The sequence below is a fragment of the Brachybacterium massiliense genome (assembly GCF_900184245.1).
Classification (GTDB): Bacteria; Actinomycetota; Actinomycetes; order Actinomycetales; family Dermabacteraceae; genus Brachybacterium; species Brachybacterium massiliense.
In genome coordinates this window covers 15,950-29,904 of record NZ_FXXB01000007.1, presented here as the reverse complement: position 1 = coordinate 29,904, position 13,955 = coordinate 15,950, and the positions used below count along the sequence as shown (strand labels likewise).

The following is a 13,955-nucleotide window of genomic DNA, read 5'->3' as shown; positions in this document are numbered from 1 at the left end:
TCTTCACGAGGTCTCGCCCATATGTAGCACTAGGTGGGGACTAGTGGGGTAAAGTGGAGCGCGTAGGGAGGAGATGGGTTCCGGATCGTGAGGCTCGGTGAGTGAAGGAGGGCGTGGATGTTCCTCGGCACCTTCACGCCCAAGCTCGACGACAAGGGCCGCCTGATCTTCCCTGCGAAGTTCCGCGACGAGCTCGCCTCGGGACTGGTCATGACTCGTGGGCAGGAGCACTGCATCGCCGTGTATCCGCTCATGGAGTTCCGCCAGAAGCTCGAGGAGGCCCGTCGGGCGCCGACCACCGACAAGCGCACCCGCGACTACCTGCGAGTGCTGCTCTCCGGTGCGGAGGACGTCATCCCGGACAAGCAGGGCCGCATCACCATCCCGGGCCATCTGCGCAACTACGCGGACCTGGACCGGGAGTGCGCCGTCATCGGCGCACTGGACCGGCTCGAGATCTGGTCGCTCCCGGCCTGGGAGACCTACCTCGAGCAGAAGGAGCAGGGCTTCGCGGAGACCTCCGAGGAGGTGATCCCCGGCCTGTTCTGAGCCCGACACGGAGCATCTCCGTCCTGTGAGACCTCTCGTCGTTCCCGCCCCGACGCAACTTCCCCGGTGGCGGGTCGGGAACGACGAGGAATCTGGCAGGACGGCACCGCGGAGAAGCCGCGGAGTCGGGCGGGGCCTCAGGGCCCGGACCGCCGCACACAGCACACAGCACCGACCCAGGGGAGGGGTGACATGGAACCGACGCACGATGACAGGCCCGCGGAGAAGCGGCACGTGCCTGTCCTCCTCGACACCTCCGTCGAGCTCCTCGCCCCCGCGCTCCAGGAGCCGGGGTCGATCCACGTCGACGCCACCCTCGGCATGGGCGGCCACGCCGCCGCCGTGCTCCAGGCGGCCCCTCACGCCCACCTCGTCGGCATCGACCGCGATCCCCAGGCGCTCGAGCTCGCCCGCGAGCGCCTCGACCGCGCCGGGGTGGGCGAGCGCGCCACCCTGGTCCACGCCACATACGACGAGATCCCCGAGGTGCTCGCGGAGCTCGGACTGCCCGGCGCCCACGGCGTGATGATGGACCTGGGCCTGTCCAGCTTCCAGATCGACACCGCGGATCGCGGCTTCTCCTACGCGGTCGACGCACCGCTGGACATGCGCATGGACACCTCGAGCGACGGCCCCACCGCCGCGGACCTGCTGCGGGACCTGCCCGAGGCGGAGATCGCCCGCCTGCTGCGCGACCTCGGTGACGAGCGCTTCGCCAAGCGCATCGCCCGCCGCATCGTCGAGCAGCGCGAGAGCGCACCCCTGATCCGCAGCGGCGAGCTGGTCGAGCTCCTCGAGCGCGCGATCCCCGCCGCCTCGAAGGCCAGCGGCGGCCATCCCGCCAAGCGCACCTTCCAGGCCCTGCGGATCGCCGTCAACGAGGAGCTCGAGATCCTCGCCTCCGCGATCGAGTCCGCGCTCGACTGCCTCCACGTCGGCGGTCGGATCGTCGTGGAGTCCTACCACTCCGGCGAGGACCGTCTGGTCAAGACGGCCTTCGCCCGTCGCACCCGCTCCACCGCCCCGCCCGGCCTGCCGGTCGAGCTGGAGGAGCACCGCCCGTCGTTCGCCCCGCTCGTGCGCGGCGCCATGCAGGCCGACGACACCGAGCGGGACACCAACTCCCGCGCGGCCTCCGTCCGCCTGCGAGCCCTGACCCGAACCCGAGACGCTGAGAGAGCACACTGAGATGGCAAGCACCACCGCCGTTCATGCGCCCGCGATCCGCCCCGTCCGCGGGACGAAGCACTCCGAGGCGCGCCCCCGACTCACCGTCGTCGCCGCCCCCAAGGCCGGCGGCAGCTCGATGCCGTTCACGCTGCTGTGCACGCTCATCGTCGCCGCGACCCTGTCGGCCCTGCTCTACCTGAACATCCAGATGTCCGACGCGAGTTACGAGATCACCCGGCTCCAGGGCCAGTCGCAGCGGCTGACCGAGGAGCGCCAGGCGCTCGCCGAGACCAACGAGCGGCTGGGCACGCCGCAGGAGCTCGAGCGCCAGGCGCGCGAGATCGGCATGGTCCCGGTGTCGGCTCCGGCATATATCGACCTCGACACGGGCGAGATCATCGGAGAGACGTCCCCGACAGCGCAGACTGAGGGCAATCCGGAGCTCGCGGAGGTGCCCGCAGAGGTCGCCGTGCCGCCGGCTCAGATCTATGACCAGCCCACCGCCTACCACGGCATGGGCAACGAAGGGGACTGAGGATGACCTCACCGCGCAGGAACGGCAGGAAGAAGACCACCCGCTCCGCGGGTGCTCCCCGCCCTCCTCGATCAGGCGGTGCGGTGAGTGCGAGGATCCCGCGGGCCCGGCTGGGGGAGCCCTCCCAGCGCCACCGCCTCATCATCAGCCTGATCATGGTGGGCGTGCTGCTGCTGTCGGGACGCCTCATCTGGGTGCAGGGACTGGACGCGAGCGCCCGCGCCGAGGACGCCGTCGCCCAGCGCACCGTCACCCGCACCATCCCCGCGCTGCGCGGAGAGATCACCGATCGCAACGGGACGGTGCTGGCCAGCTCGGTCCAGCGCTACGACCTGTGGGTCAACCAGATGCAGGTGGACGAGTACCTCGAGAACTCGAAGACCGCCGAGGTCACGGGGGTCGAGGCCGCGGCGGTGGAGCTCGCTCCCGTGCTCGGCTGGTCCGTCTCCCGCACCGAGGAGGCCCTCACCGGCGATGCCGGCTTCTCCTACCTGCGCAAGAACGTCGAGCCCGAGGTGCGGGACGCCGCGATGTCCCTGAGGATCCCGGGCATCGGCTCGGACCCCGTGGCCGATCGCATCTACCCGGCCGGCTCCGTGGCCGGGAACATCCTGGGCTTCGTCGGCTCCGACGGCACCGCCCTGGCGGGCGCCGAGCTCTCCTTCGACGACGAGCTGCGGGGCACCGCCGGCAAGACCACCTACGAGCGCGGCGCCCAGGGACAGATCATCCCCACCGGCAAGCAGGAGACGATCCCCGCCGAGAACGGCAGCGACGTCGTCCTGACGATCGACCGCGACCTGCAGTGGAAATCGCAGCAGATCGTCGCCGGAGCGGTCGAGCAGTGGGGCGCGACCGGCGGCAGCGCCGTGGTCTACAACGCCAAGACCGGGGAGGTGCTCTCGCTCGCGGAGTACCCCACCTACGATCCGAACGATCCCGGCGCCGCCGAGGAGCAGGACCGCGGCAACCGCTCGATCTCCAACGTCTTCGAGCCCGGCTCGACGGGCAAGCTGTTCACCCTCGCCGCCGCGCTCGAGGAGGGCACGGTCACCCCCGAGACCGAGTACGAGATCCCTTACGAGATGTGGTTCGACGGGCACCGGGTCAAGGACTCCCGCTACCACGAGGATCAGCAGCTCACCCTCGCCGGCGTGCTCAAGAACAGCTCGAACGTGGGCACCGTGCAGATCTCCGAGACCCTCACCCCGCAGGTGCGCCACGACTACCTCAGGGCCTTCGGGCTCGGTGAGGCCACCGGCGTGGAGCTGCCCGGGGAGTCCTCCGGGCTCGTCCACCCTGCCGAGGACTGGACCGGCCGCACCCGCTACACCACCTCCTTCGGCCAGGGATACAGCGTCAACGCCCTGCAGATGGTCTCCGCCGTGGGCACCTTCGCCAACGACGGTGTGCGCGTCCAGCCCTCCCTGATCGCCGGCACCCGCCAGGACGACGGCTCGGTGCGCCCCCTCGGCGAGCCCGAGAGGACCCGCGTCGTCTCCAGCGGCACCGCCGAGACGATGCTCCAGCTGATGGACAACGCCGTCGAGGACGGCCGCTCCTCGGCGAGCGTCACCGGCTACGCCGTCGCCGGGAAGTCCGGCACCGCGCAGGTGGGCGACGGCACCTACACCGCATCCTTCATCGGCTTCGCGCCCGCGGATGATCCGAACCTGGTGGTCGGCGTGTTCCTCTTCGGCCTGGACACCTTCATCTCCGGCAGCCGCTCCGCCGCACCCGCCTTCTCCGAGCTCACCACCTTCGCGCTGCAGAACCAGGGCATCGCCCCGACGGGCGTGGCCGGTCGCGAGCTCGAGAACGAATGGGGGCAGGAGTCATGAGCCGACTGCACGAGCCCGCGCTCGAACCGCCCCGCCCCCGCCGCCCCGTCGGTGTGAGCGCGAGCGACCTCGCCCGCGTCCTCGGAACGACCGCTCCGCAGACGGAGATCGCCCTGAACGGCGTCACCCTCGATTCCCGCTCCGTCGAGCCCGGAGACCTGTGGTGCGCGCTGCCCGGCGCCACCGCGCACGGTGCGCAGTTCGCCGCCCAGGCCAAGAGTCTCGGCGCCGTCCTCGCGCTCACCGACCCGGCAGGGCGCGCGCGCTGCGAGGCCGCCGGACTTCCCGCGCTGGTGGTCGAGGATCCCCGCGCGGCCACCGCCCTCGCCGCCGCGCTGGTGCACGACCGCCCCGCGGCGAAGCTCACCACCCTCGGCGTCACCGGCACCAACGGCAAGACCTCGATCACCACCGCCGTCACCCGCACCCTGCACGCCCTCGGCGTCGCCGCCGGGTCGGTGGGCACCAGCGGCACCGCGTACCGGGACGCCCAGGGCGCCGACCACGCGATCGGCACCGTCCGCACCACTCCCGAGGCCCCCGAGTTGCACGGCCTGCTCGCGCGCATGGTCGAGGACCAGGTCGAGCTGGTCTCGATGGAGGTCTCCAGCCACGCCATGGTGCTGCACCGTGCGGACGAGGTGGTCTTCGACGCCGTCTGCTTCACCAACCTCACCCAGGACCACCTCGACTTCCACGGCACGATGGAGGCCTACTACGAGGCCAAGCGCCTGCTGTTCACCCCAGAGCATGCGCGGCGTGCAGTGGTCTGCGTCGATGACGAATGGGGTCGCAGGCTCGCCCGCGAGGCGACGATCCCGGTGACCACCTACGCCACCCGTGAGGGGATCGAGGCGGACCACCGGGTGCGGGAGATCCGCGCCGGCGACTACGGCTCCGACTTCACCGTCGAGGGCCCGGACGGGACCCGCACCCTGCACGCCGCTCTGCCGGGACGCCACTACGTCGCCAACACCTTGGCCTCGGTGCTGCTGCTGGAGGCCCTCGGGCACTCGGGCCCCGAGGTGGTCCGCACCCTCGGGGAGGCTGGCATCGTGCCCGGCCGGATGGAGCCGGTGGCCCATACTCCGCGTCGCGGCGTGGTCGACTACTCGCACACCCCCGACGCCCTCGAGCAGGCTCTCGAGACCCTCCGCGCGATTCCCGGCACCGGGCGGCTGCTGGTCGTGATGGGTGCGGGTGGCGACCGTGACCGGACGAAGCGCCCCCGCATGGGCGAGGTCGCCGCACGGCTCGCGGACGTGGTGATCGTCACGGACGACAACCCCCGCACCGAGGACCCCGCCTCGATCCGCCGTCAGGTGCTCGACGGCATCCCGGATGCCACGAAGGCGCAGGTCCACGAGGTGGGAGGGCGCGGAGAGGCGATCGCGCTGGCCGCTGCGCTGGCCGACGTGTCCGACACCATCCTCGTCGCGGGCAAGGGAGCCGAGACCGGACAGCAGATCGGGGATATCGTCCATCCGTTCGATGACCGCCTCCGGCTGCGCGATGCTCTGAGGAGTGCGCCGAGGGCGCGAACGGGCACCGACGCCGACCGCACGGATGAAGGACGCTGAGAGCATGCTCCAGATCACGGCACGGGATATCGCCGCCCTGACGGGCGGCGCACTCGTGGGAGGCGCGACAGGTGACGAGCTCGTCACCGGGGTCGCGCAGATCGACTCCCGCGAGGTGGGCCCCGGTGATCTCTTCGCCGCGTTCCTCGGCGAGAACGCCGACGGCCACGACTTCCTCGACGCCGCCCACCGTGCGGGGGCGGCGCTCAGCCTCGTCACCGAGGAGCGCGGCGTGCCCGCGGTGCGCGTCGATGACGTGCGCACGGCGCTGTCCCTCCTCGCCCGCGAGCAGCTGGGCCGCGCACGCCGCGAGAACCCGCAGCTGGTGGTCCTCGCCGTCACCGGCAGCGCCGGCAAGACCGGCACCAAGGACCTGCTCGGCACGATCCTGGGCGCCCACGGCACCACCATCGCCCCCGCCGGAAGCTTCAACAACGAGCTCGGACTGCCCCTGACGGTGCTGCGCCTGGGCGCGCAGACCCGTTTCCTGGTGCTCGAGATGGGCGCCCGCGGCATCGGCCACATCGCACAGCTCACCGACATCGCCCGGCCCGACATCTCGCTCGTGCTCAACGTCGGCTCCGCCCACATCGGAGAGTTCGGCAGCGTCGACGCGATCGCCCAGGCGAAGGGCGAGCTGGTCGAGGCGCTCGCCCCGGAGGGCCGCGCGATCCTGAACGCCGAGGACCGGCTGGTCGCCGCGATGGCACAGCGCTCCCCGGCGCCGGTGGTCACCTGGGGCATCACCGACGGCGACGTGCGCGGCGCGGAGCTGACCCTCGACGAGCGCGCCCGCGTGCGCTTCGACCTGGTCGTCCCCGAGGGCCTGACCACCCTGCACGGGCAGCCCGTGCCTACCGGCCGCTTCGGCGTCCACCCCGACCTGCTGGGCGAGCACCAGGCCGCGAACGTCCTGGCGGCGCTCACCGCTGCGCTGGTAGCCGGGGTCGCCCCGGCCGAGGCCGCGGCCGCGCTCGAGGGCGCGACCCTCGCCTCCGGGCAGCGGATGCAGGCGCTCGAGGCCGGGGGAGTGCTGGTCATCGACGATGCCTACAACGCCAACCCCGACTCGATGCGCCAGGCGCTCAAGACTCTCGCCCACCTCGGTCGCACCCACCGCACCATCGCCGTGCTCGGCGAGATGCTCGAGCTCGGTCCGGACAGCGTGCGCCTGCACGACGAGATCGGCCGCCTCGCGGTGCGCCTGAACATCTCCCAGCTCTACTCCGTCGGGGACGGCGCCGCACCGATCCACCACGGGGCGAGCCTCGAGGGCAGCTTCGGCGGCGAGTCCGAGTACCTCGACACCGTCGAGGAGGCGATCGCTGTGCTAGAACGGACCGTGCAGCCCGGCGATGCGGTGCTGCTGAAGTCCTCCCGTGACGCGGGCCTGCGGCGGATCGCCGGCCCCCTCGTCGAGCACCTCGCACGGCGCGACGGATCCGCCGGGACGACGCAGAACGGAGACCAGCAGTGATCGCGATCATCATCTCCGGTGCCGTCGCCCTGTTCATGTCGATCCTGGGCACGCCCCTGTTCATCAAGGTGCTCCAGCGCCGCGGCTACGGCCAGTTCGTGCGCGACGACGGCCCCACCACCCACGCCACCAAGCGCGGCACCCCCACCATGGGCGGCGTCGCGATCATCCTGTCCGTCCTGGGCGCCTACTTCCTCACGCACCTGGTGCTGTGGACCACCCCCAGCGTCTCGGTGCTGCTGGTGCTGTTCCTCATGGTGGGTCTCGGCGTGGTCGGCTTCCTCGACGACTACCTGAAGATCTCCCAGCAGGACAGCACGGGCCTGCGGCCCCGCTACAAGCTGCTGGGACAGTTCGTGGTCGCCACCGCCTTCGCGGTGCTCGCGCTGCTGTTCCCGGACGAGAACGGCAACACCCCCGCCTCCACCCAGATCTCCTTCGTGCGGGACATCCCCTGGCTCGACCTGGCGTTCCTCGGCACCGTGGTGGGCTTCCTGCTCTTCGCGATCTGGGCGAACTTCCTGGTCGCCGCGTGGTCCAACGGCGTGAACCTCACCGACGGGCTCGACGGCCTGGCCAGCGGCGCGACCATCATCTTCACCGCCGCATATCTGATCATCAGCTTCTGGCAGTGGCGCCAGGTGTGCAACGTCGACCTCGACGCCGGGGGCGTGGTGCACTGCTACGACGCCCGCGACCCGCTGGACACCGCCGTGCTGTGCGCCGCCGTGATCGGCGCGCTGGTGGGCTTCCTGTGGTGGAACACCTCGCCCGCGAAGATCTTCATGGGTGACACCGGCTCGCTCGCACTGGGCGGTGCGATCGCCGGCATGACCATCATCTCCCGCACCGAGATCCTCGGCGCGATCATCGGCGGCCTGTTCGTGATCATCTCGCTGTCCGTGATCATCCAGGTCACGAGCTTCAAGGCGACGGGCAAGCGCGTCTTCCGGATGGCGCCGCTGCAGCACCACTTCGAGCTCAAGGGCTGGAACGAGGTCACCATCGTGGTGCGCTTCTGGATCGTCGCCGGGATCCTCGCCGGCTTCGGCCTGGGGATCTTCTACCTCGACGCCCTGCCGAGGCTCACCTCATGACCAGCCTCCAGCCCACGGTCCCCGTCCTCGAGCGGGCCTGGCCGGGCCTGGACGTCGGCGGTCTGGGCATCCTGGTCACCGGCTTCGGCGTCTCTGGCTTCGCGATCGCGGATCAGACCATGCAGCGCGGCGCGCACGTGCTCGTGGTCGACGGCGCCGACAGCCCCGAGATCCGCGAGCGCGCTCAGATCCTCGAGGTGCTCGGCGTCGAGTTCCGCCTCGGCGCGGAGCACACCCGCGCCCTGCCCCAGGATCGCGAGATCGACCTGGTGGTCACCTCCCCGGGCTGGCGCCCGGACCAGCCGCTGCTGCGCGCCGCCGCCGACGCCGGGATCCCCGTGTGGAGCGAGATCGAGCTGGCCCGACGCATGCAGGCGGCCGACGGGCCCGCCTGGCTCGGCATCACCGGCACCAACGGCAAGACCACCACCGTCACCATGCTCGAGTCGATCCTCCAGCACGCCGGGCTGCGCGCCGTCGCGTGCGGCAACGTCGGCCTGCCGGTGATCGAGGCGGCCCTGGACCCCGAGGGCTTCGACGTGCTCGCCCTCGAGCTGTCCAGCTTCCAGCTGCACTGGACCGAGCATCTGGACTGCGAGGCGGCCGTGGTGCTCAACGTGAGCGCCGACCACCTCGACTGGCACGGCGGGACCGAGGCCTACGCCCAGGCCAAGGGCCGGATCTTCGAGGGCGTGCGCACCGCCTGCGTGTACAGCGTCGCCGACCCCACCACCCTCCACCTGGTCGAGGAGGCGGATGTGGTCGAGGGCGCCCGCGCCGTCGGCCTCACGCTCGGCCCGCCCGGGCTCTCCCAGCTCGGCGTGATCGACGGGATCCTGGTGGACCGCGCCTTCCACCCCGAGCGGCGCAGCTCTGCCGCCGAGCTCGCGACCCTCGAGGACCTCGCGCACCTGGGCCCGCAGGGCGCCGGTCCGCACCTGGTGCTCGACGCCCTCGCGGCCGCCGCGCTGGCCCGTGCGCACGGCGTCGAGGCCCATGCGGTGCGCGACGGACTGCGCGCCTACCGGATGGGATCGCACCGCGCCCAGCATCTGGCCACCGTCGACGGCATCGACTTCGTCGACGACACCAAGGCCACCAACCCGGCCGCCGCCGCGGCGTCCCTGCGCTCGGCCGAGCGGGCCGTCTGGGTCGCCGGCGGCGACACCAAGGGCGCGGACCTCGACGGACTCGTCGCGGCCGTGCGCGACCGGCTCGCCGCTGTGGTGCTGCTGGGAGTGGACGCCGAGCCGTTCACCGCGGCGCTGTCGCGACACGCGCCCGAGGTCCCCGTCCGCCGCATCGATCCGGGCGACACTGACGACGTGGCCGGACGATCCCGGCTGATGGATGACGCGGTGCAGGCCGCCCGCGCCCTCGCCACGTCGGGGGACGTGGTGCTGCTGGCTCCGGCGGCCGCCTCCATCGACCAGTTCCGTGACTACGCGGAACGGGGGGATCTGTTCGCCGAGGCCGTGGCCCGACTGCCAGGAGAGCGCACATGACGCTGGAGGACACACGACGGGAGTCCCGCGGGGACGCCCGCCGCTCCACCCGTGTGGTGCGCCCCGACGAGGAGCAGCCGCTCGGCAACATCGGCGACCGCCTCCGTGACGGGCTCGGCAACTGGCTGCGCTCCCCGGCGCTGGACTTCTACGGCCTGATCGTGGTCGGTGCGCTGCTGGTGAGCGTGGGCCTGGTGATGGTGCTGTCCTCGAGCTCGGTGGGCAACATCTCCCGCGGCGCCTCAGGCTTCGACGGCCTGATCCGCCAGGGCACCTTCGCGGTGATGGGCCTGGTGGCGATGGTGACCGCGGCCCTGCTGCCGCCCGGCTTCTACCGGCGCGCGGCCTGGGTGCTGTTCGCGATCGGTCTGCTGCTGCAGTGCCTGGTGCACGTGCCGGGCCTCGGCGTCGAGGTGTACGGCAACCGCAACTGGATCCAGATCGGCTCCCAGCGCCTGCAGCCCTCGGAGTTCCTCAAGCTCGCCCTGGCCGTCTGGCTCGGCGCGATGCTCGCGACCAAGCGCCCGCTGCTGACCAAGCCCTTCCACCTGTTCATCCCGCTGGCCCCGGGCGCGGGCGCGGCCCTCGGCCTGGTGGTCTGGGGCAAGGACCTCGGCACCACCTTGGTGATGTGCATGCTCGTGGCCGGAGCGGTCTGGGTCGCCGGCGTCCCGCGGCGCTGGTTCATGGCCGCCGGCGCGGCCGGTCTGCTCGGCGTGATCGCGCTGACCATCACCAGCGGCAACCGCATGGCCCGCATCAACAACTGGATCCACGGCACCTGCCCCGGCGACTCCTGCCTCCAGTCCGAGCAGGGCCTGATGGGCCTGGCCGAGGGAGGCTGGTGGGGCGTGGGCCTCGGCCAGTCCCGCCAGAAGTGGGGGCGCCTGCCCGCCGCCGAGGACGACTACATCTTCGCGATCATCGGCGAGGAGCTCGGCCTGATCGGCACCCTCGGCGTGCTGCTGCTGTTCACCGCCCTCGCCCTGATCATGCTGCGCATGATCACCCGGCTCGACGACCACTTCATGCAGATCACCGTCGCCGGCATCAGCGCCTGGCTGCTGGGCCAGGCCTTCGTGAACATGATGGTGGTCACCGGGCTGCTGCCGGTGATCGGCGTGCCCCTTCCCTTCATCTCCTCGGGGGGCTCGGCGCTGCTGGCCTCGATGACCGCACTGGGACTGCTGATCTCCTTCGCCCGCCGCGAGCCGGGGGCGCAGGAGGCGATCGGAGCGCGCCTGAGCTCGGTGCGCCGCTCGATCAGCATTCTGCCGGCCCCGCGCGAGGACTCCGCGGCTCCTGCCGCCCCGGCCCCGCGCAGCTCCGCGCCCCAGCGCACGCGCAAGGGGACGCCCAAGGGCGCGGCCAAGGCCAAGGGCGCTGCCAAGCCCGCTCCGAAGAGCAATGCCGCGCGCTCCAGCTCCTCCCGCTCCCGCCGCCGACGTGGGCGCGGTTCCGCCCCCTCGTCACGAAGGTCCTGATGTCCCACACCTCCGCACCCCGCATCCTGCTGGCCGGGGGAGGCAGCGCCGGGCACGTCTCCCCGCTGCTGGCCACCGCCGCGCAGATCACCCGCCGCAGCCCCGAGGCCGAGGTGCTCGTGCTCGGCACCCAGGAGGGTCTCGAGGCCGATCTGGTGCCCGCGGCCGGGTACGAGCTGGCCACCATCGACAAGGTGCCCTTCCCGCGCCGCCCCAACGCCGCCGCCCTGCGCTTCCCCGGCCGGTTCGCCGGCACCCTGCGACAGGTGCGCACCCTGCTCAAGGAGCGCCGCATCGACGTGGTCGCCGGCTTCGGCGGCTACGTCTGCCCTCCGGCCTATCTCGCCGCCGCCTCGCTGAAGGTGCCGCTGGTGGTGCACGAGGCGAACCGCCGCCCGGGCCTGGCCAACCGGCTCGGCGCCCGCCGCGCCGCCGCCGTGCTCACCGCCTTCGACGGCTCGAGCCTGCCCGGCGCGCGTCGGATCGGCATGCCGATGCGCGAGGGCATCGCCCACCTCGACCGGGATGCCGAGCGCGAACGCGCACGGCGCGAGCTGGGCCTGGCCCCCGACCGCCCGGTGCTGCTGGCCACCGGCGGCTCCCTCGGCGCCCTGCGGCTGAACACGGCCATCGCCGAGGCCGCCGAGGACCTCCTCGCCGCCGGGGTGCAGATCCTGCACATCACCGGTCGCGGCAAGGCCGAGGGAATCACCGAGCGCGAGGGACATCGCGTGCTCGAGTACGTCAGCGCCATGGAGGACGCCTACGCCGCGGCCGACCTCGCCCTGACCCGCTCCGGTGCCGGGACCGTCTGCGAGCTCACGGCCGTGGGACTGCCCGCGGTGCTGGTGCCGCTGCCGATCGGCAACGGGGAGCAGGCCCTGAACGGGCAGGAGGTGGTCTCCGCCGGCGGCGCCCTGATGGTCCCCGATGCCGAGCTCGACGCCGCCTGGCTGCGCTCCCGGGTGCTCCCGCTGATGCAGGACACGGCTCGGCTCACCGCGATGGCCGAGGCCTCCCGCGCCTTCGGGATCACCGACGCGGCCGAGCAGATGGCCGACGTGGTGACCGGCGTCGCACGCCGCGCCTGACCCGGCCGTCCCGCCGCGCGGACTACGGTGAGCCCATGACTTCCTCCCCCGAGAACGGCCCCGCCGGACAGCCGATCCCGCGCACGATCCTGCGCCCCGGGGACGTCATCACGCAGTCGCACTGGCCCACGGACCGCGGCGTCTCCTCCCTGCACGTGGTGCGCATCGGCGGCGCCGGGATGAGCGCCGTGGCGCGGCTCGCGCTCGAGGCGGGCCTGGCCGTCTCCGGCTCCGACTCCCAGGACGGGCAGTTCATCGCCCCGCTGCGGGAGGACGGTGCACGGATCGGGATCGGCTTCGACGCCGCCCTGCTGGCCGAGGACCTGGACCTGGTGATCGTCTCGACCGCGGTGCGGGCCGACAACCCCGAGGTGCTCGCCGCCCGCGAGCGCGGCATCCCCGTGATCCATCGCGCCGCGGCGCTGGCCGGCCTGCTCGGCGGGCGGGAGCTGCTGGCCATCGCCGGCACGCACGGCAAGACGACCACCACCGGCATGGCGGTGACCGCGCTGCGCGGCGCCGGGCATGACCCGGCCTGGGCCCTCGGCGCGGCCGTCCCGGACCTCGGCCGCAACGCCGGGCTCGGCGCGGATCCCGCCGCACAGCACAGCGACGGGGAGCTCGCGGTGGTCGAGGCCGACGAGTCCGACGGCTCCTTCCTCGCCTTCGCCCCCCGCGCCCTCGTGGTCACCAACCTCGAGCCCGACCACCTCGACTTCCACGGCGACGCCGCGACCCTCACCGCCGCCTTCGACGCCCTCACCGCGCAGCTCGCCGAGGGCGGCACGCTCGTGGTGTGCGCGGACGATCCGGGCGCCCGCGCCCTCGGGCAGCGCGCCGAGACCGCCGGGACCACGGTGCTGCGATACGGCATCGCCGAGGACGCCCAGTGGCGCCTGCGCGCCGAGCGCAGCGGACCGCGCGGTGCCGAGATCGAGGTGGACACACCCCACGGACCGCTCGAGATCGCCCTGCCCGTCACCGGCCACCACAACGTGCTCAACGCCCTGGGCGCCCTGGCCGCTGCCGCCGCCGCGACCCCCGATGCGCCGCTGACGCAGCTGGCCGCGGGACTGGGCACCTTCACCGGTGCCTCGCGCCGCTTCGACGTCGCGGGCACCGTCGCCGGAGTGACCGTGGTGGACGACTACGCCCACCACCCCCGCGAGGTGGCGGCGACCATCGACGCGGCCCGCGGGATCGTGCAGGCGCAGGAGCGTCCCGGGCGGGTGCTCGCCGTGCTGCAGCCCCACCTGGTCTCCCGCACCCGCGACTTCGCCGGGGACTTCGCCGAGGCGCTGTCCGCCGCGGACCACGCCTGGGTGCTGCCGATCTACGCCGCGCGCGAGGACCCCGACCCCACCGTCACCGCCCGCACCATCACCGACCTCGCGGCGCCCGGCGTGGTCCCGGTCGAGGACGAGGCGCAGCTGGCCGCGCTCGTGAGCGCCCACGCCCGCCCCGGCGACCTGCTGCTGATGCTCGGCGCCGGCGACATCGTCGAGCTGACCCCCGCCCTGATGACGGTGCTGGACGCGCCGGGAGACCGCGCCTGATGGCACGGCGGCCCAACGCGCCCAAGCCGCGCCAGAGCACGCGGCGTCCCGCTCCCGCGCCGACGCCGCG

General features: G+C 72.6%; 11 protein-coding genes. All 11 read left to right on the top strand.

Going from position 1 to position 13,955, the window contains the following annotated elements:
- Positions 1-117 precede the first annotated feature (117 nt).
- The 11 genes from mraZ (at position 118) to murC (ending at position 13,885) form a co-directional block, all read left to right on the top strand.
- Positions 118-549 carry a division/cell wall cluster transcriptional repressor MraZ gene (gene mraZ / locus BN4251_RS06790; protein ID WP_087484376.1) on the top strand — a complete coding sequence of 144 codons (432 nt, stop codon included), beginning with the start codon at positions 118-120 and terminating at the stop codon, positions 547-549.
- Positions 550-741: 192 nt separating this feature from the next.
- Positions 742-1,737 carry a 16S rRNA (cytosine(1402)-N(4))-methyltransferase RsmH gene (gene rsmH, locus BN4251_RS06785; RefSeq protein ID WP_087484375.1) on the top strand — a complete coding sequence of 332 codons (996 nt, stop codon included), beginning with the start codon at positions 742-744 and terminating at the stop codon, positions 1,735-1,737.
- Position 1,738: 1 nt separating this feature from the next.
- Positions 1,739-2,254, top strand: coding sequence for a cell division protein FtsL (gene ftsL / locus BN4251_RS06780; protein ID WP_087484374.1), 516 nt, complete (start codon positions 1,739-1,741; stop codon positions 2,252-2,254).
- Positions 2,255-2,337: 83 nt separating this feature from the next.
- The gene (locus BN4251_RS06775; RefSeq protein ID WP_087484936.1) at positions 2,338-4,095 is read left to right on the top strand and encodes a peptidoglycan D,D-transpeptidase FtsI family protein; all 1,758 of its coding nucleotides are present in this window, start codon (positions 2,338-2,340) and stop codon (positions 4,093-4,095) included.
- A complete protein-coding gene (locus BN4251_RS06770; protein ID WP_087484373.1) occupies positions 4,092-5,675 on the top strand; it encodes a UDP-N-acetylmuramoyl-L-alanyl-D-glutamate--2,6-diaminopimelate ligase in 1,584 nt (527 codons plus the stop codon). The genes BN4251_RS06775 and BN4251_RS06770 overlap by 4 nt, the downstream gene beginning before the upstream one ends.
- Before the next feature lie 4 nt (positions 5,676-5,679).
- Positions 5,680-7,152, top strand: coding sequence for a UDP-N-acetylmuramoyl-tripeptide--D-alanyl-D-alanine ligase (locus BN4251_RS06765; protein WP_087484372.1), 1,473 nt, complete (start codon positions 5,680-5,682; stop codon positions 7,150-7,152).
- Entirely contained in the window at positions 7,149-8,249 is a 1,101-nt protein-coding gene (gene mraY, locus BN4251_RS06760) for a phospho-N-acetylmuramoyl-pentapeptide-transferase (protein ID WP_087484371.1), read from the top strand. The genes BN4251_RS06765 and mraY overlap by 4 nt, the downstream gene beginning before the upstream one ends.
- The gene (gene murD, locus BN4251_RS06755; protein WP_087484370.1) at positions 8,246-9,754 is read left to right on the top strand and encodes a UDP-N-acetylmuramoyl-L-alanine--D-glutamate ligase; all 1,509 of its coding nucleotides are present in this window, start codon (positions 8,246-8,248) and stop codon (positions 9,752-9,754) included. The genes mraY and murD overlap by 4 nt, the downstream gene beginning before the upstream one ends.
- The gene (ftsW, locus tag BN4251_RS06750; protein ID WP_087484369.1) at positions 9,751-11,238 is read left to right on the top strand and encodes a putative lipid II flippase FtsW; all 1,488 of its coding nucleotides are present in this window, start codon (positions 9,751-9,753) and stop codon (positions 11,236-11,238) included. Before murD ends, ftsW begins: the two co-directional genes overlap by 4 nt.
- Positions 11,238-12,329 (top strand): undecaprenyldiphospho-muramoylpentapeptide beta-N-acetylglucosaminyltransferase, encoded by a 1,092-nt coding sequence (gene murG / locus BN4251_RS06745; RefSeq protein WP_087484368.1) that lies wholly within the window; start codon positions 11,238-11,240, stop codon positions 12,327-12,329. The genes ftsW and murG overlap by 1 nt, the downstream gene beginning before the upstream one ends.
- 35 nt (positions 12,330-12,364) lie before the next feature.
- Positions 12,365-13,885, top strand: a complete 1,521-nt coding sequence (murC, locus tag BN4251_RS06740; RefSeq protein ID WP_087484367.1) for a UDP-N-acetylmuramate--L-alanine ligase — start codon at positions 12,365-12,367, stop codon at positions 13,883-13,885.
- Positions 13,886-13,955: the final 70 nt, after the last annotated feature.

What these genes read in the sequence shown, in the direction of transcription:
- mraZ (WP_087484376.1), top strand. Translation starts at nt 118, where the DNA reads ATGTTCCTCGGCACCTTCACGCCCAAGCTCGACGACAAGGGCCGCCTG.
- rsmH (WP_087484375.1), top strand. Translation starts at nt 742, where the DNA reads ATGGAACCGACGCACGATGACAGGCCCGCGGAGAAGCGGCACGTGCCT.
- ftsL (WP_087484374.1), top strand. Translation starts at nt 1,739, where the DNA reads ATGGCAAGCACCACCGCCGTTCATGCGCCCGCGATCCGCCCCGTCCGC.
- BN4251_RS06770 (WP_087484373.1), top strand. Translation starts at nt 4,092, where the DNA reads ATGAGCCGACTGCACGAGCCCGCGCTCGAACCGCCCCGCCCCCGCCGC.
- BN4251_RS06765 (WP_087484372.1), top strand. Translation starts at nt 5,680, where the DNA reads ATGCTCCAGATCACGGCACGGGATATCGCCGCCCTGACGGGCGGCGCA.
- murD (WP_087484370.1), top strand. Translation starts at nt 8,246, where the DNA reads ATGACCAGCCTCCAGCCCACGGTCCCCGTCCTCGAGCGGGCCTGGCCG.
- ftsW (WP_087484369.1), top strand. Translation starts at nt 9,751, where the DNA reads ATGACGCTGGAGGACACACGACGGGAGTCCCGCGGGGACGCCCGCCGC.
- murG (WP_087484368.1), top strand. Translation starts at nt 11,238, where the DNA reads ATGTCCCACACCTCCGCACCCCGCATCCTGCTGGCCGGGGGAGGCAGC.
- murC (WP_087484367.1), top strand. Translation starts at nt 12,365, where the DNA reads ATGACTTCCTCCCCCGAGAACGGCCCCGCCGGACAGCCGATCCCGCGC.